This is a genomic window from Enterobacter cloacae complex sp. BZL2005, from assembly GCF_049238885.1.
In the GTDB taxonomy this organism is placed as follows: domain Bacteria; phylum Pseudomonadota; class Gammaproteobacteria; order Enterobacterales; family Enterobacteriaceae; genus Enterobacter; species Enterobacter roggenkampii.
Genome location: NZ_JBMKGI010000020.1, coordinates 1 through 21,672, shown reverse-complemented (window position 1 = coordinate 21,672; position 21,672 = coordinate 1). Strand labels below are relative to the sequence as shown.

22 protein-coding genes and 1 pseudogene are annotated in these 21,672 nt (G+C 55.0%); 7 read left to right on the top strand and 16 right to left on the bottom strand.

Annotated elements, in window-relative coordinates; all coding sequences use genetic code 11:
- Nucleotides 1-69 precede the first annotated feature (69 nt).
- Nucleotides 70-537 carry an outer membrane lipoprotein SlyB gene (slyB, locus tag ACOTXI_RS22190; protein WP_008500578.1) on the bottom strand — a complete coding sequence of 156 codons (468 nt, stop codon included), beginning with the start codon at nt 535-537 and terminating at the stop codon, nt 70-72.
- 255 nt (nt 538-792) lie between these two features.
- Between slyB and anmK the strand changes: the two genes are divergently transcribed.
- The 5 genes from anmK (at nt 793) to pdxY (ending at nt 5,375) form a co-directional block, all read left to right on the top strand.
- Nucleotides 793-1,917 carry an anhydro-N-acetylmuramic acid kinase gene (anmK, locus tag ACOTXI_RS22185; RefSeq protein ID WP_023343975.1) on the top strand — a complete coding sequence of 375 codons (1,125 nt, stop codon included), beginning with the start codon at nt 793-795 and terminating at the stop codon, nt 1,915-1,917.
- A gap of 87 nt (nt 1,918-2,004) precedes the next feature.
- Nucleotides 2,005-2,334, top strand: a complete 330-nt coding sequence (mliC, locus tag ACOTXI_RS22180; protein ID WP_085930290.1) for a C-type lysozyme inhibitor — start codon at nt 2,005-2,007, stop codon at nt 2,332-2,334.
- 57 nt (nt 2,335-2,391) lie between these two features.
- The gene (pdxH, locus tag ACOTXI_RS22175) at nt 2,392-3,048 is read left to right on the top strand and encodes a pyridoxamine 5'-phosphate oxidase (protein WP_008500575.1); all 657 of its coding nucleotides are present in this window, start codon (nt 2,392-2,394) and stop codon (nt 3,046-3,048) included.
- 125 nt (nt 3,049-3,173) lie between these two features.
- Complete coding sequence (gene tyrS / locus ACOTXI_RS22170) at nt 3,174-4,448, top strand: tyrosine--tRNA ligase (protein ID WP_008500574.1); 1,275 nt, start codon at nt 3,174-3,176, stop codon at nt 4,446-4,448.
- 66 nt (nt 4,449-4,514) lie between these two features.
- Nucleotides 4,515-5,375 (top strand): pyridoxal kinase PdxY, encoded by an 861-nt coding sequence (gene pdxY, locus ACOTXI_RS22165; RefSeq protein WP_058653693.1) that lies wholly within the window; start codon nt 4,515-4,517, stop codon nt 5,373-5,375.
- 90 nt (nt 5,376-5,465) lie between these two features.
- On the opposite strand, the gene gstA is transcribed toward pdxY, so the two are convergent.
- From gstA to blr, 12 genes are all read right to left on the bottom strand, one after another.
- On the bottom strand, nt 5,466-6,071 hold the full coding sequence (gene gstA / locus ACOTXI_RS22160) for a glutathione transferase GstA (RefSeq protein WP_008500572.1): 606 nt from the start codon (nt 6,069-6,071) through the stop codon (nt 5,466-5,468).
- Nucleotides 6,072-6,176: 105 nt separating this feature from the next.
- Entirely contained in the window at nt 6,177-7,685 is a 1,509-nt protein-coding gene (dtpA, locus tag ACOTXI_RS22155) for a dipeptide/tripeptide permease DtpA (protein WP_008500571.1), read from the bottom strand.
- Between the two features lie 592 nt (nt 7,686-8,277).
- A complete protein-coding gene (nth, locus tag ACOTXI_RS22150; RefSeq protein ID WP_008500570.1) occupies nt 8,278-8,913 on the bottom strand; it encodes an endonuclease III in 636 nt (211 codons plus the stop codon).
- Nucleotides 8,910-9,596 (bottom strand): electron transport complex subunit E, encoded by a 687-nt coding sequence (locus ACOTXI_RS22145; protein WP_008500569.1) that lies wholly within the window; start codon nt 9,594-9,596, stop codon nt 8,910-8,912. The genes nth and ACOTXI_RS22145 overlap by 4 nt, the downstream gene beginning before the upstream one ends.
- Nucleotides 9,597-9,598: 2 nt before the next feature.
- Nucleotides 9,599-10,219 carry an electron transport complex subunit RsxG gene (gene rsxG, locus ACOTXI_RS22140; RefSeq protein ID WP_023292623.1) on the bottom strand — a complete coding sequence of 207 codons (621 nt, stop codon included), beginning with the start codon at nt 10,217-10,219 and terminating at the stop codon, nt 9,599-9,601.
- 10 nt (nt 10,220-10,229) lie between these two features.
- Nucleotides 10,230-11,282 (bottom strand): electron transport complex subunit RsxD, encoded by a 1,053-nt coding sequence (gene rsxD, locus ACOTXI_RS22135; protein WP_058653692.1) that lies wholly within the window; start codon nt 11,280-11,282, stop codon nt 10,230-10,232.
- On the bottom strand, nt 11,283-13,304 hold the full coding sequence (rsxC, locus tag ACOTXI_RS22130; RefSeq protein WP_058653691.1) for an electron transport complex subunit RsxC: 2,022 nt from the start codon (nt 13,302-13,304) through the stop codon (nt 11,283-11,285).
- Nucleotides 13,297-13,875, bottom strand: coding sequence for an electron transport complex subunit RsxB (gene rsxB / locus ACOTXI_RS22125; RefSeq protein ID WP_032651615.1), 579 nt, complete (start codon nt 13,873-13,875; stop codon nt 13,297-13,299). The genes rsxC and rsxB overlap by 8 nt, the downstream gene beginning before the upstream one ends.
- Entirely contained in the window at nt 13,875-14,456 is a 582-nt protein-coding gene (rsxA, locus tag ACOTXI_RS22120) for an electron transport complex subunit RsxA (RefSeq protein ID WP_008500564.1), read from the bottom strand. Before rsxA ends, rsxB begins: the two co-directional genes overlap by 1 nt.
- Before the next feature lie 76 nt (nt 14,457-14,532).
- Complete coding sequence (locus ACOTXI_RS22115) at nt 14,533-14,973, bottom strand: DUF2569 domain-containing protein (RefSeq protein WP_021241142.1); 441 nt, start codon at nt 14,971-14,973, stop codon at nt 14,533-14,535.
- Between the two features lie 86 nt (nt 14,974-15,059).
- Nucleotides 15,060-15,275, bottom strand: a complete 216-nt coding sequence (gene ydgT / locus ACOTXI_RS22110) for a transcription modulator YdgT (RefSeq protein WP_006174966.1) — start codon at nt 15,273-15,275, stop codon at nt 15,060-15,062.
- 231 nt (nt 15,276-15,506) lie between these two features.
- Nucleotides 15,507-15,632: a division septum protein Blr gene (gene blr / locus ACOTXI_RS22105; protein ID WP_168112406.1), complete on the bottom strand. Its 126-nt coding sequence runs from the start codon at nt 15,630-15,632 to the stop codon at nt 15,507-15,509.
- A gap of 243 nt (nt 15,633-15,875) precedes the next feature.
- On the opposite strand from blr, the gene ACOTXI_RS22100 reads away from it, so the two are divergent.
- Nucleotides 15,876-16,916: an oxidoreductase gene (locus ACOTXI_RS22100; protein ID WP_058653690.1), complete on the top strand. Its 1,041-nt coding sequence runs from the start codon at nt 15,876-15,878 to the stop codon at nt 16,914-16,916.
- 55 nt (nt 16,917-16,971) lie between these two features.
- Here the strand turns inward: ACOTXI_RS22100 and add are convergent, their stop codons facing one another.
- From add to ACOTXI_RS22085, 3 genes and pseudogenes are all read right to left on the bottom strand, one after another.
- A complete protein-coding gene (gene add, locus ACOTXI_RS22095) occupies nt 16,972-17,973 on the bottom strand; it encodes an adenosine deaminase (RefSeq protein WP_008500561.1) in 1,002 nt (333 codons plus the stop codon).
- 96 nt (nt 17,974-18,069) lie between these two features.
- The gene (locus ACOTXI_RS22090) at nt 18,070-19,242 is read right to left on the bottom strand and encodes a MalY/PatB family protein (RefSeq protein ID WP_421633967.1); all 1,173 of its coding nucleotides are present in this window, start codon (nt 19,240-19,242) and stop codon (nt 18,070-18,072) included.
- 48 nt (nt 19,243-19,290) lie between these two features.
- Nucleotides 19,291-19,758 (bottom strand): annotated as a pseudogene (locus ACOTXI_RS22085) (glucose PTS transporter subunit EIIB); the annotation flags it as partial.
- Between the two features lie 418 nt (nt 19,759-20,176).
- Between ACOTXI_RS22085 and ACOTXI_RS22080 the strand changes: the two are divergent.
- Nucleotides 20,177-20,899 (top strand): YagK/YfjJ domain-containing protein, encoded by a 723-nt coding sequence (locus ACOTXI_RS22080; protein ID WP_058673545.1) that lies wholly within the window; start codon nt 20,177-20,179, stop codon nt 20,897-20,899.
- Nucleotides 20,900-21,672: the final 773 nt, after the last annotated feature.

Below are 21,672 nucleotides of genomic sequence, written 5' to 3'. Positions count from 1 at the left end.
TGTAAAAATATTCGTATAAGTGATGTATATTGTAAATGGATGTGGCCCAATGGCCACATCCATTTTTAATTAACGTGGAGAAACGGTCACCTGGCTTCCGTTGCTTGCCAGCACAACGCGCTGACCTGCGGAGAAGCGGGTGCTGCCTTGTTTCTGAACAACCATAATGGTGCTGCCGTCGTCTTTACGAATTTCCAGCTCAACGCCCTGGGTTTTGTTCATCGCACCCTGAACACCCTGGCCTGCTACACCACCGGCCACTGCGCCTGCGGCTGTTGCCAGAGAACGGCCCGTACCGCCGCCGACGGTATTACCCAGGAAACCACCCAGAACGGCACCGCCGATGGCGCCCATCACGTTGTTTTCATCACCACCCTGAATCTGTACAGGGCGTGCGTTAACAACGGTACCGTAAGTCACGTTCTGAACCTGTTTCGCTTCAGAAGCGCTATACACGTCGCCAGAAAGTGAACTGTCATTCACACAGCCAGCCAGAGTTAAACCAATCAGCGAAACGCCCAGTACACGTAAAATCATTTGAATCTCCTGTTCACCAAAAACGCCCGATGGGGGGCATCCGTTATGGCTAAATTATATGGCATAAGGGGCCATCGTTCATATCTTTGCACTAACAATAGGAAAATTGTACTTGAATTTGACTTAACGAGACATAAACAGGATCCGCCCACGCTACCCGTCTGACATTGTTAAAAAATATTATTGACGGATGGCAAAGCGACGCCGTTTATGGTTGAGTGGATATCCTTAGCCCACGCAACGTAAGGAAAGCGCATGAAATCGGGTCGCTACATTGGTGTGATGTCAGGTACCAGTCTGGATGGGGTAGATGTCGTTCTGGCTGCCATTGATGAGAACATGGTGGCGCAGCAGGCGAGCCTGACCTGGCCAATCCCCATTTCACTGAAAGAGGATATTCTCAGTATCTGTCAGGGGCAGCAGCTGACCCTTTCGCAGCTTGGACAGCTGGATGTCCGCCTGGGGGCGCTGTTTGCGGATGCGGTGCAGGCTTTGATGCAAAAAGAACATCTTCGACCGCAGGATGTGGTGGCCATCGGGTGTCACGGACAAACGGTCTGGCATGAACCCATCGGCGATGCCCCGCACACCCTGCAGATCGGCGATAACAACCAGATTGTGGCGAAGACGGGCGTCACGGTGGTCGGCGATTTCCGTCGTCGCGATATTGCTCTTGGCGGACAGGGCGCACCGCTGGTGCCCGCGTTTCATCAGGCACTACTGGCGCACCCTTCAGAACGGCGTATGGTGCTCAACATTGGTGGGATCGCCAATCTGTCGATGCTTATTCCGGGGCAGCCGGTCCGCGGCTACGATACCGGCCCGGGCAATATGTTAATGGATGCCTGGATCTGGCGTCAGTGCGGTCAACCGTATGATAAAAATGCGGAGTGGGCGAGTGAGGGTAAGGTGATTCTCCCGCTGCTGCAGTCCATGCTGAGCGATCCTTATTTTGCCTTACCGGCACCGAAAAGCACGGGGCGTGAATACTTCAACTTTGGCTGGCTTGAGCGCCAGCTGGCGTCATTCCCGGCGCTCGCGCCGCAGGATGTTCAGGCGACGCTTGCCGAGCTTACGGCCGTGTCGATTTCTGAACAGGTGCTGCTTAGCGGCGGATGTGAACGCCTGCTGGTGTGCGGCGGGGGAAGCCGTAACCCGCTGGTGATGGCGCGTCTTGCCGGGCTGCTGCCGGGTACCGAAGTGTCGACGACCGATGAGGCCGGCATCAGCGGGGATGATATGGAGGCGCTGGCCTTTGCCTGGCTTGCCTGGCGCACCGTTGCCGGGCTGCCGGGCAATTTACCGTCGGTAACCGGTGCGCGCGAGGCGAGCGTGCTAGGGGCGATTTTCCCGGCAAATCCGCGTCATAATCAGAGTTAACTGAAATTCAGCGCGGCGCGTCGTCGTTAGAATGGAACGAAACAGGGGGGCAGCCATGCCCTCCAGGACCAGGATAGTCTTCGGAATATGCCCATGAAAAAACTTCTTCTTATTGCCGCCCCTTTGCTGCTGTCAGGATGCAGCGTCTACAACCAGCTCGTTGAGCGCATGCAGACCGATACCCTGGAGTATCGCTGCGACGAAAAACCGTTGACCGTGAAGCTGAACAATCCGCGCCAGGAAGCCAGTTTTGTTTACGACAATAAATTGCTGACGCTGAAGCAGGGCATTTCGGCCTCGGGCGCACGCTACACCGACGGTATCTATGTCTTCTGGTCGAAAGGCGACAGCGCCACGGTCTACAAACGCGACCGTATTGTGCTGAACAATTGCCAGCTCGAAAATCCGAAGCGTTGAGATTTTTACAGGGGCGGCGCACAATAGCGCCACCCACTCTCAATGTCAGCTAACGCCATGTCAGATAACGACGAACTGCAGCAAATTGCGCATCTGCGCCGTGAATACACCAAAGGCGGCCTGCGTCGCCAGGATCTTCCCGCTGAACCCCTCGTGCTTTTTGAACGCTGGCTAAAACAGGCCTGCGAAGCGAAACTTGCCGACCCAACGGCGATGGTTGTCGCAACGGTAGATGAAAACGGTCAACCGTATCAGCGTATCGTATTGCTCAAGCATTATGACGAGAAAGGGCTGGTGTTCTATACCAACCTTGGCAGCCGCAAAGCGCATCATCTGGAAAACAATCCGCGTATCAGCCTGCTGTTCCCGTGGCACATGCTGGAACGTCAGGTCATGGTGACCGGCAAAGCGGAACGTCTCTCGACGCTGGAAGTGGTGAAGTATTTCCACAGTCGTCCGCGTGACAGCCAGATTGGCGCCTGGGTATCAAAACAGTCCAGCCGCATTTCCGCCCGCGGCGTGCTGGAAAGTAAATTTCTCGAGCTGAAGCAGAAGTTCCAGCAGGGTGAAATCCCGCTGCCGAGCTTCTGGGGTGGTTTCCGCATCCCGATTGAGCAAATCGAATTCTGGCAGGGGGGCGAACATCGCCTGCACGACCGCTTTTTATACCAGCGCGAGAATGGCGGCTGGAAAATCGACAGACTGGCGCCGTAATCCCCGAAATTTGTTGATTTAAGCGCTAGCGCACACCGTGCTTGCGCTTTATTCTATGGTCCTTTCGCATCAGGCGAAAAGTCGTGTACCGGCAAAGGTGCAGTCGTTTATACATGGAGAATTTGATGGCAAGCAGTAACTTGATTAAACAATTGCAAGAGCGGGGCCTCGTGGCCCAGGTGACGGACGAGGAAGCGTTAGCAGAGCGACTGGCGCAAGGCCCGATCGCGCTCTATTGCGGCTTCGATCCCACCGCTGACAGCTTGCATTTGGGGCATCTTGTTCCATTGTTATGCCTGAAACGCTTCCAGATGGCGGGCCATAAGCCTGTTGCCCTGGTGGGCGGCGCGACCGGTCTGATTGGTGACCCAAGCTTTAAAGCCGCTGAGCGTAAACTGAACACCGAAGATACCGTGCAGGAGTGGGTCGATAAGATCCGCAAACAGGTTGCACCGTTCCTCGACTTCAACTGTGGCGATAACGCCGCGATTGCCGCGAACAACTACGACTGGTTTGGCAGCATGAACGTGCTGACCTTCCTGCGCGACATCGGCAAGCACTTCTCTGTTAACCAGATGATTAACAAAGAGGCCGTGAAGCAGCGTCTGAACCGTGACGACCAGGGTATCTCCTTTACCGAGTTCTCCTACAACCTGCTGCAGGGGTATGACTTTGCCTGCCTGAACAAGCTGCACGGTGTTTCCCTGCAGATTGGCGGTTCTGACCAGTGGGGTAATATCACCTCCGGTATCGACCTGACCCGTCGCCTGCACCAGAATCAGGTCTTTGGTCTGACCGTTCCGCTGATTACCAAAGCTGACGGTACCAAATTTGGTAAAACCGAAGGCGGCGCGGTATGGCTCGATCCGAAGAAAACCAGCCCGTACAAATTCTACCAGTTCTGGATCAACACGGCGGATGCCGATGTTTATCGCTTCCTGAAGTTCTTCACCTTTATGGATATTGAAGACATCAATGCGCTGGAAGAAGAAGACAAGAACAGCGGTAAAGCGCCACGCGCGCAGTACGTGCTGGCAGATGAAGTGACCAAACTGGTTCACGGTGAAGAAGGTCTGGCCGCGGCAAAACGCATTACTGCAAGCCTGTTCAACGGTACCCTGAGCGATCTGAGCGAAGCGGACTTCGAACAGCTGGCGCAGGACGGCGTGCCAATGGTTGAGATGGAGAAAGGGGCTGACCTGATGCAGGCGCTGGTGGATTCTGAGCTGCAGCCTTCCCGCGGTCAGGCGCGTAAAACCATCGCCTCAAACGCGATCACCATCAACGGTGAAAAGCAGGCTGACCCGGAATACACCTTTGTTGATGGCGACCGTCTGTATGGCCGCTACACCCTGCTGCGTCGCGGTAAGAAAAACTACTGCCTTGTCTGCTGGAAATAATTAACAGTCTCGAGGGGCGTGGGAAACCACGCCCCTTTTGTTTTTTCAGGGTTTGGTAAGCATAAAATGAAGAACATCCTCGCCATTCAGTCCCACGTTGTTTTTGGACATGCTGGCAACAGCGCTGCGGAATTCCCGATGCGCCGCCTCGGCGTCAACGTCTGGCCCCTCAATACCGTTCAGTTCTCTAACCACACGCAGTATGGAAAATGGACCGGCTGCGTAATGCCGCCTTCACACCTCACCGAGGTGGTGCAGGGCATTGCCGATATCGACCAGCTCAAGCGCTGTGACGCCGTATTGAGCGGTTATCTTGGTTCAGCGGAGCAGGGGGAACATATCCTCGGCATCGTGCGTCAGGTAAAGGCTGCCAACCCGTCGGCAAAATACTTTTGCGACCCCGTTATGGGCCATCCGGAGAAAGGCTGTATCGTGGCGCCAGGCGTAGCAGAATTCCACGTTCGCCATGCGCTGCCCGCCAGCGATATCATTGCGCCAAACCTGGTCGAACTGGAAATTCTCTGCGAGCATCCGGTTAACAGCGAAGAAGAGGCCGTAAGCGCGTCACGCGAGCTGATCGCGCAGGGGCCTGAGGTTGTGCTGGTAAAACACCTCGCGCGCGCAGGGCTAAGCCAGGATCGCTTTGAGATGCTGCTGGTGACGAAAGAGGATGCCTGGCATATCAGCCGTCCGCTGGTGGATTTTGGCCCGCGTCAGCCGGTGGGCGTGGGCGATGTGACCAGCGGGCTGCTGCTGGTGAAACTGCTTCAGGGTGCAACGGTGAGGGACGCGCTGGAGCACGTTACGGCAGCGGTGTACGAAATTATGATTGCGACGAAAGAGATGCAGGAATATGAACTGCAGGTGGTCGCGGCACAGGATCGTATCGCGAAGCCGGAGCACTATTTCAGCGCAACCCAGCTTTAAACGATGCCGGGTGGCGCTGCGCTGGCACGGGTCTACGGAATTCGTAGGCCGGGTAAGCGTCAGCGCCACCCGGGAACACAGTCTGCTCGGTTAATTCAACCCTTCCGCTTTCAGCGCTGCAGCCACCGCAGGACGTTCAGCCACGCGTTTCATATACGATGCAATGTGGTCTAACCCTTCCAGATTCAGCTTAACCGCACGTGCCCAGCGCAGCACGGTGAACAGGTACGCATCAGCGATCGTGAAGCGCGAGCCGCCAATCCACTGTTCGTCTTTCAGCGATTCGTTAACGTACTGCAGCTTTTTCTCCAGCAGGGCGCGCAGGGTCGGCTTAAACTCTTCCGGCGTATCCGGGCGGAACAGCGGCGTAAAGCCTTTGTGCAGCTCGGTGGCAATGTAGTTCAGCCATTCCAGCGTTTTATAGCGAGAAATGGTACTGACCGGGGCCAGCAGCTGGCGATCGGGCACGCTATCGGCCAGGAACTGCATAATCGCCACGCCTTCGGTCAGCAGGGTACCGTCATCCAGCAGGAGCGCCGGAACCTGTCCTTTCGGGTTAATGGCAAGAAAGTCATCGCCGTTTTCCAGACGTTTTTTCATCAGATCAACGCCATCCAGCGTGAAATCTTTGCCGCTCTCGCGCAGGGTGATATGGGAAGCAAGAGAGCACGCGCCCGGTTTGTAGAACAGTTTCATCGGTAACTCCTTTTCGCTGAGGTTTCAGCTATGTTAGTGCGCAAACGGATAAAAAAAAAGCCGCTAATCAATTAGCGGCTTCTGGTCAGTCGTTTCTCACGGATTTCACGCAGTAGCGGTTTTGGTCGCCTTAGCGGTCTTGTCGTCGTCCTGAGTCATGCGATTCAGTTTCGGTGCGGTCAGCAGCATCAGAGCGGCAATAACGGCAGTCGCGATACCAATCTGCATGAACACGGTACCGTAGACGTTCAGGGAAACCAGTGGGTCAGTGACGTTTTCCGGCACGGCCATCAGGTTCGCAATCTTACCGGCGATAATTGCTGCACCGGCAGTGGTCAGGAACCAGCTACCCATAATGAAGCCCATCAGACGCTGCGGAACCAGCTGTGCAACCATTGCCAGACCCAGACCAGAGATCATCAGTTCGCCGATAGACTGCAGCGCGTAGCTCAGGATCAGCCAGTTAACGGATACGATACCGGCGTCGGTAGCAAATTTGGTACCCAGCGGCAGCACCAGGAACGCGCCGGAACACAGCACCATACCGATAGCAAACTTGTGCGGCATTGGCAGACGGTCGCCCATCTTGTTATAGATCGCGGCCAGAATCGGGCTACCAATCATGATCCAGAACGGGTTCAGTGCCTGATACTGCTCCGGTTCGAACGCGATGCCCAGAATAGAGTGCTCAACGTTACGAATGGCGAAGAAGTTCAGAGAGGTTGGCATCTGGCTGTACAGCACGAAGAAGATAATCGCTTCCAGCATCAGAATGAAGGCCACGATCATCTTACGACGGGCAGCACCCTGCATAGCGAATGCTTCTTTAGCGAAGATAACCACGATACCCAGCGCCACAACGCCCAGAACGGCACGTGCGATACCCTGGTTGTGCAGCAGCCAGGTAGCGATGGCCGCCAGGACCACAACGCCTACGATGGTCGCCAGCAGTTTGCCCATATGCACAGGCTCGAAGTCTGGTTTTGAACCGTAGTTTTTAACCCAGCTGCGGCAGAACAGGAAGTTCACCACGGTGATCAGCATACCGACGAAGCTCAGTGCAAACGCCACGCTCCAGCCGAATTTCGCTGCGAGCCATGGGGTTGCCAGCATCGAGAAGAACGAACCGATGTTGATGGACATGTAGTACATGGTAAATGCACCGTCCAGACGCGGGTCATCTTTGCTGTAGCAGGTAGAGAGCAGGGAAGACGGGTTCGCTTTGAACAGACCGTTACCCACGGCGATCGTGGCCATGCCCATATACACGACAGCGGCATCATGCCCTGACCATGCGACCAGTCCATAGCCAATCGCCAGAACAATGGCGCCCAGCATGATGACACGTTTAGTTCCGAGGACTTTATCGCCCAGCCAGCCGCCGATAGCGACCAGACCGTACACCAGAGCACTGAAGGAGGAGAACAGCGTGATGGAATCGGCTTCGGACATACCCAGCTGTTTCACCAGGTAAACCGCCATGATCCCTTGCAGGCCGTAGTAACCAAAACGCTCCCATAACTCGATAGAGAAGATGAGATAGAACGCTTTAGGTTGTTTAAAAGCGTTCAGACTCACGCTTTCATCTGTTGGTTTATTGTTTGCAGTCGACACATATACCTCTTTTTTTACATCCCATATTAACGGGGGTGTTCATAGCGTGATGGCCGTAGTCCATACGCCTTATAGTTATATTGGGAGGAGAAACGGCGGGTAATGTTCACTATCCTGCCCCATCTGGCAATACGTTTGTAATAATCTGTTACATATATCCTGAGTGGTATAATCGTCGGTTCATGCAAATGTTATTCAGAGTTAAATTTCATACGCTGAGTAAAGGTAGCTTTTTCGACTGGTAATCACCGGTCAGTACGGGCTGTTGGCGATATGTTCTGCTATTTGCCGCTTGTGGCAGTGGTATAGCCCATATTCTGAAAAATAGCTGGTCTTATCGTCGGCAAAGAAAGAGGAGTGTCTTGTCAGATAAAGGGTTTAGGTCGATTTTGACAACAAAAATACAACATGAAGTTATCAGGGTGATCGCGATCACAGATGTATAGAAATTTTCGGCTATGAAAAAACTATTAACCTGTTTCAGCGTTAAAGGGCCGAATAAGTGACAGGTGAGGCGAAACGAAAGGCGAACAAATAACGGTTAAAAGAAGAGCGTTTGAAAGCCCTTCTTTAATCAGGGGATTGAGATGCCTCAGGGATATACTTTTTCTTTGTATTCGCAGAGATCTTCAATAATGCAGGAGCCGCAGCGAGGCTTACGGGCAATACACGTGTAACGACCGTGCAGAATCAGCCAGTGATGGCAGTCAACCTTAAATTCCGCCGGAACCACTTTCAGCAGCTTCTCTTCGACCTGCTCGACATTTTTGCCCGGCGCGAAGTTGGTCCGGTTAGACACGCGAAAGATATGCGTATCGACGGCGATAGTGGGCCAGCCAAACGCGGTATTGAGCACCACGTTCGCCGTTTTACGCCCCACGCCCGGCAAGGCTTCCAGCGCAGCGCGGTCTTCCGGCACTTCGCCTCCGTGCTGCTCCAGCAGGATCCGGCAGGTCTTGATGACGTTCTCGGCTTTGCTGTTAAACAGGCCGATGGTTTTGATATAGGACTTCACGCCTTCCACGCCCAGCTCCAGCATGGCCTTCGGCGTATTGGCGACCGGATAGAGCAGGGCGGTGGCTTTATTGACGCTCACGTCGGTCGCCTGCGCAGAGAGCAACACGGCGATCAGCAGCTCAAACGGGGAGGTAAAATTCAGCTCCGTCGTCGGGTGCGGGTTCTCGTCCCGCAGACGGGTCAGGATCGCAATGCGCTTTTCTTTATTCATGAGGCCTTCTCGGGTGTCCCTTCCAGAACGCTGCGCTCAGCCGCGCGGCGCTTACGTTTCTCGTCAATCAGGTATTTTATCGCCAGCATCATGCCAAGACCAATAAACGCGCCAGGCGGCAGCATCGCCAGCAGGAATGGCGTATCGGTGTGGAACACTTCAATACGCAGCGCTTTGGCCCAGCCGCCCAGCAGCGCATCAGCGCCGTCGAACAGCGTACCGTTGCCGAGGATCTCGCGCAGCGAGCCCAGCACGAACATGGCGCAGGTGGCACCCATGCCAATAGAAAAACCGTCCAGCGCCGACATGGCCGGACTGTTTTTCACCGCAAAGGCTTCCGCACGCCCGACCACGATACAGTTGGTGACGATAAGGGGAATGAAGATCCCGAGCGACTGGTACAGACCGAACGCGTAGGCGTTAATCAGCATCTGAACAATACTGACCACCGACGCAATGATCATGACGTAAATAGGAATACGAATTTCCGACGGCGTCCAGCGGCGCAGGGCAGAGATGGAGAGGTTGGTCAGGGTCAATACCAGCGTGGTTGCCAGACCCAGACCGAGCGCGTTGGTGGCGGTGGATGTCACCGCCAGCAGTGGGCACATCCCCAGAAGCTGTACCAGCGCGGAGTTGTTCTTCCACAACCCCTGGACAATAACCTCTTTAACCTGGCTCATGATTACTCCTCACAGGCCGGAAGATTGTTGATTTGCGCGGGCAGCGTTTCAGCGTACAGCCCGGCTCGTTTTACGGCATTCACCACCGCACGTGGGGTGATGGTCGCCCCGGTGAACTGGTCGAACTCGCCGCCATCTTTCTTCACCGCAAACGCGGTATCACCTTCGCCATGGATCACTTTACCGGCAAAGTGCAAAATCCAGTCGCTCAGACGGGTTTCAATTTTATCGCCAAGACCCGGCGTTTCATGGTGTTCCGTCACGCGGGTGCCCAGTATGGTGCCGGAGAAATCGCTGCCCACAAGCAGCTGAATGGCACCGGAATAGCCGTCAGGCGCCGTCGCTTCCATCACCGCGCCGACCGGTTTATCCCCTTTGCGGGCAATGAAGAGGCGGTGCGGGCCTTTCCCAAGCTGCGGCGCGTCTACCACGAAGCAGCTTTTTTGCAGGTCGTTATCGTAGAATTCCGCCGGGATCACCTGATCGAACAGCGCCTTTTGCTGCTTCGAGGCCTGCTCTTCGATGGTCGTTTTGGTCAGCGCATTTACCAGCGCCGTCAGCCCTGTCAGGACCGCGGCGAAGACAGCCAGCGTGACGCCGTGTTTTTGCATCGTTTTGAACATGGCGAGACCCTTAGCGATGACCGTACACGCGCGGACGCGTGTAATAGTCGATGAGCGGAACGGTAATGTTGGCAAGCAGGACGGCAAAAGCCACGCCGTCCGGGTACCCGCCAAAGCTGCGGATGAGCCAGACCAGCAGGCCTGCCAGCGCGCCGAAGATCAGGCGCCCGCGGTTAGTCGTTGAGGCCGTCACCGGATCCGTCAGGATAAAGAAGGCACCCAGCATGGTTGCCCCGGAGAGCAGGTGCAGCTGCGGGCTGGCCAGTGATTCAGGAGAGAATACCCAGCCCAGCGTGGCGCAGACCGCCAGCGTCACGAGGAAGCTGACCGGAATATGCCAGCGGATGGCTTTCTGCTTCAGCAGGAACAGGCCGCCCAGCAGATACGCCAGGTTGACCCACTGCCAGCCGGCACCCGCCAGTACGCCGCTGTAGATGGCGGATTTCATGATCTGCTCAACGCTGTGTCCGGCATGCAGGGACGTTTTAAAGGTATCAAGCGGCGTCGCCTGGCTGATCCCGTCCACGCCCATGCGCAGCGCGTTCATATCGGCACCGAGCGCCGTATGGCCGGTAAAGATCACGTGCAGAGCATCCATGAAGTCCGGAACCGTGGCCGCAATCTCGTGCGGTGGCAGCCAGCTGGTCATCTGTACCGGGAAGGAGATCAGCAGCACCACGTAGCCAATCATCGCCGGGTTAAACGGGTTATGGCCCAGTCCACCATACAGCTGTTTGGCAATGATCACCGCAAACACGGTGCCGAGGACCACCATCCACCATGGAGCAAACGGCGGGATACTGATCGCCAGCAGCAGCCCGGTCAGCAGCGCGGAGTTATCGGCCAGAATGCGGGAGACCGCCGCCTTGCGCAGCTTAAGGACAAGGGCTTCCGCCGCTAAGGCGCTGGCACAGCCCAGGATTATCTGGAACAGGGTTCCCCAGCCGAAAAACCAGCACTGAACGGCAATGCCCGGCAGCGCCGCCAGGCAGACCAGCATCATAATGCGCGATGTCTGGCGCTGATTGTGGGTGTAAGGGGAGCTTGCGATTCTGAAAACCATTTAATCCTCGTTAACTGCTTGCTGTGCGGCTTTCTTTGCCTGAACGCGCGCAATGGCGGCGGCGACGGCGGCTTTGCGCGGGTCATCGTTGGCGGCCTGCGGTTGCTCATCCTGCTGCGCTGCTTTACGGGCTTTAGCGCGGGCAATCGCCGCTTCGACGGCGGCTTTACGCGGATCGACCGGCGCGTCGGGTTCTGCGGTTGGCGTCTGCTGCGCCGCTTTGCGGGCTTTGGCACGGGCAATCGCTGCCTCAACGGCCGCTTTGCGAGGGTCGACCGCTTCCTGCTCAACCACCACGCTTTGCTCACCGGCTTTGCGGGCTTTAGCGCGGGCTATCGCCGCCTCAACGGCGGCTTTACGCGGGTCGATCTCCGTCTCTGCCTGGCCCGTTTGCGCTTTTTCAGCCTGACGGGCGCGAGCCTGAGCTTTACGCGCTTCACGCGCCGCAATGGCTTCGCTGTTGTCCGGCTTCTCGCCTGCCGGGATCACCACAGGCTGCGCCGCGGTCGCTTTTTTCTCGCGAACGCGAGCCAGTGCGGCATTAATCGCATCCTGATCTTTCTCGCCGGGCTGAACGGCGGCCTGCTTATGGCGCTCCTGACGGGCGATTTTTTCACGCTCCAGTCGCGCCTGGCGTGCTTCAAAGCGTGCTTTGGCTTCCGCCGCGCGTTTTTCTTCCATGGAGATGGCATAAATTTCCGCCTTCTCCTGGCGGAAATACTGCACCAGAGGAATGTTGCTAGGGCAGACCCAGGCGCAGGCGCCGCATTCGATGCAGTCGGCCAGGTTATGGGCTGTCGCCTTGTCGTGCAGCTGGCCTTTGCTGTACCAGTACAGCTGCTGCGGGAGCAGATCCGCCGGGCAGGCGTCGGCACAGGCGCTGCAGCGAATACAGCCTTTTTCTTCCTGCTCTTCACCCATCTCGGTCGGGGAAGGGGCGAGCAGGCAGTTGGTGATTTTGACTACCGGCACATCGAGCCACGGCAGAGTAAAGCCCATCAGCGGGCCGCCCATGATCACCATCTGGTCGCTGGACGGGCAAAACTCAGCCTGCTCCAGCAGGTGACGCACCGGCGTACCCAGTCGCGCCCAGACGTTGCCCGGACGAGAGACCGCTTCCCCGGTCAGCGTTACCACGCGTTCGGTCAGCGGCTCGCCGTCGATCACCGCGCGCTTCACGGCGTACGCGGTCCCGACGTTCTGCATCAGCACGCCGATATCTGAAGAGCGTCCGCCGTGCGGAACCTGCTTACCGGTGAGAATTTGCGTCAGCTGTTTAGCACCGCCAGAGGGGTATTTGGTCGGGATAACGCGCAGGCTAATATCGTGACTGCCCGCCAGCACGGCGCGCAGCATTGAGATAGCCTGCGGTTTATTGTCTTCGATACCAATCAGCACTTCTCGCGGCTGCAGAATGTGCGCGAGGATGCGGATGCCTTCCACCACCTGGGCGGCGCAGTCCTGCATCAGACGATCGTCGGCGGTGATGTACGGTTCGCATTCGGCGGCGTTGATAATCAGCGTCTGAATGTTATCGCCACCGCCGCGCAGCTTGACGCCGGTCGGGAAGCCTGCGCCACCCAGGCCAGCAACGCCGAACTGATGAATGCGTTCGATAAGCGCCTCGCGGCTGCGGGAGCGGTAGTCGCTCCAGCCATCGCGGTCGATCCAGCGGTCTTCGCCGTCGGCTTCAATCATCACGCTCAGCTCTGAGAGCGCTGATGGATGGGCCACCGTATGGGGCGCGATGGCGACCACCTTACCGGAAGTGGGGGCGTGCACCGGCAGCATACGTCCGCGACCAAAGGTCAGCGGCTGGCCGCGAAGGACGGTATCGCCTTCTTTCACGCACAGCTCACCCTCCGCGCCGATGTGCTGCTTGAGCGGCATAACGAAACGGGTTGCCAGCGGAATTTGACGCAGCGGCGTGCCGTTAGACTGGGTTTTCATCTCTGGTGGGTGAATACCCCCGTCAAAGTCCCAAATCTTCTCTTTTCTGAAAGCAGAAAATAACTTAAGCATGTTGTTCCACAGGAATATTGCGAACCGGAATGGTTTGAAGATCCCACTTCCAGCTTTCGGTAGTCGTTTCAACCGGGCGCAGCTCGATACATTGTGTCGGGCAGGGGGCTACGCAGAGGTTACAGCCGGTGCACAGGTCCGCCACGACGGTGTGCATGGCGCGGGTTGCGCCAACAATGGCGTCGACCGGGCAGGCCTGAATACATTTGGTGCAGCCGATGCAGTTCGCTTCGTCGATCACGGCCAGCGCGCGGACCGGCTCCTGCACATCCGCATCGCCGTCAACAGGCTGCGGATCAACGTTAAGCAGGGCCGCAATTTTCAACATCACCGCTTCGCCACCGGGCGCACAGCGGTTAATTTTTTCACCCTGAACCCCTACCGCTTCGGCATAGGGGCGGCAGCCCGGGTAGCCACACTGCCCGCACTGGCTTTGCGGCAGAAGCTCATCAATTTTCTCAACAACGGGATCGTCCTCTACCGCGAAACGGCGGGAGGCGTAACCCAGGATAAGGCCAAACACCAACCCCAGGACGCTGATAGAGGCGATGGCAATCCAGATAGCATTCATTACAACTTCACCAGACCACTAAAGCCCATAAAGGCCAGAGACATTAAACCGGCGGTGACCAGCGCAATCGCGTTACCGCGGAAGGGCGCAGGAATATCCGCTGCTGCCAGGCGCTCGCGAATAGAGGCAAACAGCACCATGACCAAAGAGAAACCGACAGCCGCAGAAAAACCATACAGCGCCGATTGCATAAAGTTATGACCCAGGTTGATGTTCAGCAGCGCCACGCCGAGAACGGCGCAGTTAGTGGTGATCAGCGGCAGGAAGATGCCCAGCAGGCGATAGAGCGCCGGGCTGGTTTTGCGCACCACCATTTCGGTAAACTGCACCACCACCGCGATAACCAGAATAAAGGCCAGCGTACGGAGATAGGTTAACCCCAGCGGGATGAGGATCCAGGTATCAATCCACCACGCGCAGATGGACGCCAGCGTCATGACGAAGGTCGTCGCCAGCCCCATACCCATTGCCGTTTCCAGCTTTTTGGAAACGCCCATAAACGGGCACAGGCCAAGGAACTTCACCAGAACGAAGTTGTTAACCAGCACGGTGCCGACAAAGAGCAGTAAGTAATCGGTCATTATTTAGCCTGAAATAAAAAAGCCGCCTATTATCGGACAAACCCAGGCAGGCGACAACAGGTTATCTGTAGGGTTATTACGGGTTCACGAAGGTGTTTTTCACCCGCGTCGAACGCTTGAAGTAGGGCACCAGCAGCGCCGCGGCCAGCAACGGGAAAAGCAGCTGACGAACGGCCAGCGCGTCTGAAACGGGCGAAAAAGCAAACGCCTTCACCGCCAGCAGGACCGAAACCAGCAGCCAGATAATGTAGTGCTTAGGCACATTCTTACGGCGCTTAAAGAAGGCGATGGTCAGCCACAGCGTGTAGTACCACATCCCGATCGCGAAAACGAACGACACAAACCACAAAGCAATATTAAGCACGCTTTGCGACAACAGGGTCTGAATGGCGTGAGGGGTAATCAGTGCGGTGGTATAAAGCAGCAGCGCAAGTGATGCGCTTAATAAGGCAACCAGCAGCCATGCCAGTGGGGCGATTAACCAGCCTCCAATGCGTTCTCCAGGCGTTGCGGTCATGAACTCTCCCATAATCTGCGCGAAATGTTGTACAGCCAGTTGGCAGGGCGGAGAGTATATAACATTTCGCGCGGATGGCTACTTTCTTATAAAACGTAACGCCACACGGACTTTGGCACTTCGCCGACGTTGAACAAACGGCCACCGGAGACCAGCTCCGCACGGCGATGGTCAGCGGCGCGATACATATTAATGATTTCCTGATTATCCGACAGGGTGTAGTTCAGATGGTCAAACAGTTTTTCCAGGCTCTCAAGCGAATTGATCTTGCGAAATTTTAATAAATAGTCCTGAACTGTCATGTTAATAAGTTTCCATATAAAAGTGAGTAATACCAGTTAAGGTAATTCGTTCGAATAATAAACGGATTAATAAAGACGTAAACAGCCCACTCAGGTAACGCGACGAAATTAGGAGTTTTCTTTGCTGAAATTCAGGCATCAGACGATGCCTGGAAGAGAAGGTTAACCGTGTTCACCAGGGCTGGCAATAAGTAACTGACATATTATGTCACTCTTTATTGCAGTAACCGGTTACTTAGGTTGAGCGACGGTGACAGGCTCCGGCGGCTGGTAGTTATCGATATGGCTGGCAACGCCCAGCAAAATGACCGACACTCCAAGGACAATCCATCCCGCTAATTCAATGATTCGATTAATAATTGACGTCATGATGTGTAATTGTACTTTATCCATAAAGACAGGGCGCAAATGTTACAGCGACGTTTCTCTGACGGCAAGGGCTTTGGGAACGGTTCCCTTAAACAAAATCAGTAGGTTAATACTATGTAACAAAAACAATCCGTATAACCTGCTATTTTACGTCATACGGCACATTATTAATCCGTGGTAATGCCAGACTAGCCAGTGTGAAATAAGAACGACTTAAAAGAGGATGACACTATGAGTGATAATATCCGCGTTGGGCTTATTGGTTACGGGTACGCGAGCAAAACGTTTCATGCGCCTCTGATAGCCGGGACGCCGGGGATGACGCTGGCGGCGGTATCCAGCAGCGACGCTGCTAAAGTCCATGCAGACTGGCCTTCTGTGCCGGTTGTCTCCGAGCCAAAACATCTTTTCAACGATCCAAACATTGATTTAATCGTCATTCCCACGCCGAACGATACCCACTTTCCGCTGGCAAAGGCCGCGCTGGAAGCCGGGAAGCATGTGGTTGTCGATAAGCCCTTTACCGTGACACTGTCACAGGCTCGCGAGCTGGATGCGCTGGCAAAGAGTCTGGGCAGGCTGCTGTCGGTGTTCCATAACCGACGCTGGGACAGCGATTTTCTGACGGTAAAACGGCTTCTCAGTGAAGGTACGTTAGGGGAGATCCTCTTTTTTGAGTCGCACTTTGACCGCTTTCGCCCGCAGGTACGAAACCGCTGGCGCGAGCAGGCCGGTCCTGGCAGCGGTATCTGGTATGATTTAGCCCCGCATCTGCTGGATCAGGCCGTCAATCTCTTTGGCCTGCCGGTGAGCATGACGGTCGATCTGGCCCAGCTCAGGCCCGGTGCGCAGACGATTGATTACTTTCACGCGGTGCTCAGTTACCCGCAGCGGCGAATTGTGCTGCACGGGACGATGGTCGCGGCGGCAGAATCTGCCCGCTATATTATTCACGGCACGCGCGGCAGCTACGTGAAGTTTGGTCTCGATCCGCAGGAAGACAGGCTGAAAAACGGTGAGCGTCTGCCGCAGGAAGACTGGGGCTATGATATGCGCGACGGCGTCGTCACGCGGGTGGAAGGCGAGGAGCTGGTCGAAGAGACCTTGCTGACGATACCGGGTAACTATCCGGCGTATTATGCCGCTATTCGCGATGCGCTGAACGGCACGGGAGAGAATCCGGTTCCGGCAAGCCAGGCGATACAGATTATGGAGCTGATTGAGCTGGGGATCGAATCTGCCAAACATCGCGCGACGCTCTGTCTGGCATAAGTTTTTGACGTTGCTGTAGGCCGGGTAAGGCGTAGCCGCCACCCGGCAAAGGGGGTTACGCGGTTGCCACCTTATCCCGCAGCGCCTGCTTCTCTGCAGGCGTCAGGAAGGCGATCTCCAGCCCGTTGATCTGCGCCTGACGGATCTGCTCGCGGCTCAGACCCGCCTGCGGTGCGGCGATGTTGTACTCGTGAATGATATCCACGCCCTGAACCGCCGGATCGTCCGTATTCAGCGAGGCCAGCACGCCGTGCTCGAGGAAGGTTTTCAGCGGGTGCTGCGACAGCGATGCTACGGTGCTGGTCTGAATGTTAGACGTCAGGCACGACTCAATCCCGATACGCTGCTCCGCCAGGAAATCCATCAGGGCGCGGTCTTCTACCGCCTTCACGCCGTGACCGATACGTTCGGCGCCCAGCTCGCGGATGGCCTGCCAGATGCTTTCCGGGCCAGCCGCTTCACCCGCGTGCACGGTAATGTGCCAGCCGGCATCGCGCGCGCGGTTGAAGTGGGAGAGGAACAGGCTGCCCGGGAAGCCCAGCTCGTCACCGGCGAGATCGACGGCGGTGATGGCATCACGATGGGCCAGCAGCGCTTCCAGCTCCCGCAGGCAGGCGGCTTCACCGAAGGTACGGCTCATGATGCCGATCAGGCGAGCCTGGACGTCGAAGGTTTTACACCCTTCTCGGACGCCTTCAATGACGGCTTCCACGACGCCTGCAACGGGCAGGTTGTGGGTCATCGCCATGTAGCCCGGCGAGAAGCGCAGCTCGACGTAGTGCAGGCCGTTGCGGGCGGCATCTTCGATGTTCTCAAACGCCACGCGGCGGCAGGCATCCAGCGACGCCAGCATTTTCACGCCCCAGTCGAGTTTGCTCAGGAAGCTGACCAGGTCCGGTTCATTAGAGGTCACCTGTACGTGAGGGATCAGGGACTCAAGGGTCTGAGCAGGAAGCGTTAAATTGAACTGGCGGCCAAGATCGAGGATGGTTTGGGCACGAATGTTACCGTCAAGGTGACGATGAATATCAGTTAAAGGCAGGCGTGTATCAATCATGGTCGCACTCTTTTCTGGTTAAAGTGCGCCATATTATAAAAACAAAACGGGGTAAAAAGCTATTTGCGCAAGGGAATATTCCGTTGCGCAAATTGATTACAGAAGCGTATTAATGCCGGCAATCAGGCGTTGAACCCCTTGCTCCAGCTTGCTGCGCGGGCAGCCCGCATTCAGGCGTACGAAGCCATTTCCCTCTTTTCCATAGGTATATCCCGGCATGATGGCGACCTTTTGCTGCTCGATCAGCACTTTTTGCAGCGCCCGATCGTCAATGTTCAGCGGACGCAGATCGATCCAGGCCAGATAGGTCGCTTCCGGCGGCTGCCAGTTGAGTTTCGGAAAAGCGCGGTTTACTTCCTGAGCGATATACAACAGATTCTCTTCCAGATAACCCCGCAGGGCATCCAGCCACGGCCCCCCTTGCTGATAGGCGGCGATATGCGCCGTTAGCGCCAGCACGGAAGGGGAAGAGAGCCCGTCCCGACCTTTTAACGCGCTGAGATAGCCGTTACGGCTCTCTTCATCGCCGATCAGGCCATAAGCCCCCGTCAGCGCCGGAATGTTAAAGCTTTTCGAACCGGAGGTCAGAAGCGCCCATTTGCTCCGCGCCACTGCGGTCCACGGCGTGTGACGATGTTCTCCCCACACCATGTCCATATGGATTTCATCGCTGATAACCGCCACGTCATAGCGCTCGCAGAGTTCCGCCATCTGCGTCAATTCATCCCGCGTCCAGACCTTGCCGGTCGGATTCTGCGGGCTGCACAGCATCAAAATTTTGTTTTCCGGTTTCGCCAGCGCCGCTTCCAGGGTTGCCATATTGCTCTGCCAGCCAGCGGCCTGTTTTTCCATTTCAACCGCCACAACACGACGCCCGTTTCCCTCTATGGCTTTGTAAAAGGCATCGTATGCCGGGGTGTGAACCACCACGCCGTCGTCGGGTTTTGACCAGAGGCGAATCAGTTCCGAGACCATGTAGATGACGGAGGGGCCATAAACCACGCTTTCGGTATCAATTCGGGTGTTAAAGCGCTGCTGGAACCAGTGTGCGACGGCGGCGAGAAACTCGTCGTTTTTCCAGCGGCTATAGCCAAACACGCCGTGATGAATGCGCTGTTGCAGCGCGTCGGTTATGCAGGGGGCGGTGGCGAAATCCATATCCGAGATGGTGAAGGGCAGCAGATCCGCCGCGCCAAAGCGGTCGGCGACATAGTCCCACTGCGTACACCAGGTGCCGTGTCGATCCACGACGGTTGAGAAATCAAACATGCTTTAATCCTTAACGTAAAACCCCCTCATGGTGAGGGGGCTGAGGCATCAGGCTTCTACTGTTCGCATCAGGGTCGCCAGCTCATCTTTCACTGACTGTACCTGCGGGCCGATAACCACCTGCAAATTGTGCTGGTTTAACTGTACCACGCCGATGGCCCGGTTGGCCTTGAGGGCGTTGGTATCCACTTTTGACATATCCGCCACCGACAAACGCAGGCGGGTAATGCAGTTATCCAGCGAGGTGATGTTATCCGCACCGCCCAGCGCCGCCAGAATGGCAGGGGTGTTATAGCCGGATTTGCCCACGGTACCGGCAACCGCCTGTTCAACGCTGGTGGCCGTATCAATATCGCGTCCTGGCGTTTTCAGGTTAAAGCGGGTGATGGCGAAGCGGAAGATCCCGTAGTACACCGCAAACCAGATTGCCGCCACGACAGGGACCAGATACCACTTAGTCGACAGGCCGTGCAGGATCCCGAACACCACGAAGTCGATCACGTTGCCGTCAGTGTTCACTGAAGTGTAATGGGTATAATTGATATTTGCCGATGTACACTGTGAACAATCAGGTTACTGCAATGTTGAAAATTACAGCTCCCACTCAACTGTGTATGCCGGAAGGAAGCCAAAGACAAGATTGTAAATCCCTTTGAATTTCTCCGTTGTTACCAACACCCCACACAATCATCATCCCTCTTTTATCAAGGCATGATTTCCGTTGCCCCCTTTCACTCCTTCTGATATAATAATGAGTTATTATAAATATTTCCGTAAACTTTGTTCCGTAGTATTTCTCTCCTCGAAAACATCCCCAACGTCAGATGCAAGGCGGCTTTGCGCTATCGCAAATGCCATCGTTTTACCGTGGTTTTAGGTAGTAACTATGTAGGGGGTGTGATCTCTTTCTGAGTACAAAAAGGTTAATTTAACAATGATGCAACAATCACAAACCCTATTCGAATCGTCGGTTTTATCGGCAACAAGTTTTCGTACCGTCTACCATGAACACGGACGTTACAAAACAATTAATGGCAACTCCTTTGTTCATGATGGTCATGCATACCGGATTAACACAAGAATCGGCTCTGGTGTTCGTCATGACATACTTATTTCAACAATCAACGAACTGAACGCAATCCTGAAGCTCTACAGTCGAGTGTTCCTTACCCGTTTTGATCTCCACCTCCCTGAGTTCACTTCTGTTGAAGCAGGTAACAAATACATACGCAACTTGTTCAAACGATTACGTGACCTCCTAGGGTCTGGGAATAACGGTTTATCGGAACCTATTATCGATTTTGCTTACGGTTGGGTTTGCGAACAGGAAAAGGCTTCACAACCCCATTACCATTGCTGGATTGCACTTCCACATCGTTCGGTAAGATGGTTTGGAACGCCAGAAAGAGGGATCGCTGGTATTATTACGGAAATCTGGATGAAACTGACAGGTGGTAAAGCAACGCTGGTAAACTTGGCTAAAGCCACTAAAGACTATCCCGATCACTACGTCATTCATCGTGAACATCCTTCATCACTCGAAGGTCCGGTATTCTGGCTTTCTTACCTGGCAAAAGAACGCGGTAAAGCGCAAACAGGGAAGGGAACGCGCATGTACTCAACATCAAAATTGAGTAGCAAAGTACTGAATTCGTAAATATCGCACAGGAAGCCCGTAGCGCGTTTTTCTTTCCAAGGTATGCAATCCATTACCCATATCATGAAAATCGCTTACAGCCTCGCTCAGAGCGTTTTAAGGCATGATTTGTTCCTGGTTAACTTTATGCTTCGGTCAGATGCATGATAGTTCAACTATAGTTGCTATGCTGATACATTCATACATTACTTCAAAATTCCGAGCGCAGCGAGGGACACGAACGTAGTGAGTGTCTGTGTACTATGTACTGTTTATAATATTTATATTTTATATATAGAAAAAACAGTACATTTCCGTATGTTTTTTAATCAACGCTAACTATCCGTCTTCGCTTCGCTTGACGGAACTCGCTTCGCTCGCGGTCTTGTTTTTGGGTTGTTGGAACGTGCCCGTCATTCTTGATGCATGTTCCAGTTCCCTTTAATCGTAGGAAGACTTAATCCCACTTTTTGCTTGGCTGAGACCTCTTCATATTGGCTTCCAGAAGTCGCTTACGAATATCTGTTGCAACCGCCTAACTTTTACCTACCTTCCTTGCTCGGTCAAGACCTTCTTTAGTTCTCTATGCAATGTGTAGTCTATTGATATAATTAGTATTTTATTCGAGATTATGTAATTGTGTGAAAAAGGATGAAAAACACACTTTTTGTATTAGCATTAGCCTCCGTTGACCTGCTCCCCGTTGATTAGTACACCCCGATGTTAGTAATGTCTTCATAAGCCACATGAGGACATCCCCATGAAGAAGCGTTTTTCCGACGAACAGATCATCA

Excerpts from the sequence above, each read along its gene's own strand:
- rsxC (WP_058653691.1), bottom strand. The coding sequence starts at position 13,304 with ATGCTTAAGTTATTTTCTGCTTTCAGAAAAGAGAAGATTTGGGACTTT.
- tyrS (WP_008500574.1), top strand. The coding sequence starts at position 3,174 with ATGGCAAGCAGTAACTTGATTAAACAATTGCAAGAGCGGGGCCTCGTG.
- ACOTXI_RS22080 (WP_058673545.1), top strand. The coding sequence starts at position 20,177 with ATGATGCAACAATCACAAACCCTATTCGAATCGTCGGTTTTATCGGCA.
- gstA (WP_008500572.1), bottom strand. The coding sequence starts at position 6,071 with ATGAAACTGTTCTACAAACCGGGCGCGTGCTCTCTTGCTTCCCATATC.
- rsxG (WP_023292623.1), bottom strand. The coding sequence starts at position 10,219 with ATGTTCAAAACGATGCAAAAACACGGCGTCACGCTGGCTGTCTTCGCC.
- rsxA (WP_008500564.1), bottom strand. The coding sequence starts at position 14,456 with ATGACCGATTACTTACTGCTCTTTGTCGGCACCGTGCTGGTTAACAAC.
- nth (WP_008500570.1), bottom strand. The coding sequence starts at position 8,913 with ATGAATAAAGAAAAGCGCATTGCGATCCTGACCCGTCTGCGGGACGAG.
- add (WP_008500561.1), bottom strand. The coding sequence starts at position 17,973 with ATGATTGATACACGCCTGCCTTTAACTGATATTCATCGTCACCTTGAC.
- ydgT (WP_006174966.1), bottom strand. The coding sequence starts at position 15,275 with ATGACAGTTCAGGACTATTTATTAAAATTTCGCAAGATCAATTCGCTT.
- ACOTXI_RS22090 (WP_421633967.1), bottom strand. The coding sequence starts at position 19,242 with ATGTTTGATTTCTCAACCGTCGTGGATCGACACGGCACCTGGTGTACG.
- rsxD (WP_058653692.1), bottom strand. The coding sequence starts at position 11,282 with ATGGTTTTCAGAATCGCAAGCTCCCCTTACACCCACAATCAGCGCCAG.
- ACOTXI_RS22115 (WP_021241142.1), bottom strand. The coding sequence starts at position 14,973 with ATGACCGCAACGCCTGGAGAACGCATTGGAGGCTGGTTAATCGCCCCA.
- pdxY (WP_058653693.1), top strand. The coding sequence starts at position 4,515 with ATGAAGAACATCCTCGCCATTCAGTCCCACGTTGTTTTTGGACATGCT.
- pdxH (WP_008500575.1), top strand. The coding sequence starts at position 2,392 with ATGTCAGATAACGACGAACTGCAGCAAATTGCGCATCTGCGCCGTGAA.
- ACOTXI_RS22145 (WP_008500569.1), bottom strand. The coding sequence starts at position 9,596 with ATGAGCCAGGTTAAAGAGGTTATTGTCCAGGGGTTGTGGAAGAACAAC.
- mliC (WP_085930290.1), top strand. The coding sequence starts at position 2,005 with ATGCCCATGAAAAAACTTCTTCTTATTGCCGCCCCTTTGCTGCTGTCA.
- anmK (WP_023343975.1), top strand. The coding sequence starts at position 793 with ATGAAATCGGGTCGCTACATTGGTGTGATGTCAGGTACCAGTCTGGAT.
- ACOTXI_RS22100 (WP_058653690.1), top strand. The coding sequence starts at position 15,876 with ATGAGTGATAATATCCGCGTTGGGCTTATTGGTTACGGGTACGCGAGC.
- rsxB (WP_032651615.1), bottom strand. The coding sequence starts at position 13,875 with ATGAATGCTATCTGGATTGCCATCGCCTCTATCAGCGTCCTGGGGTTG.
- slyB (WP_008500578.1), bottom strand. The coding sequence starts at position 537 with ATGATTTTACGTGTACTGGGCGTTTCGCTGATTGGTTTAACTCTGGCT.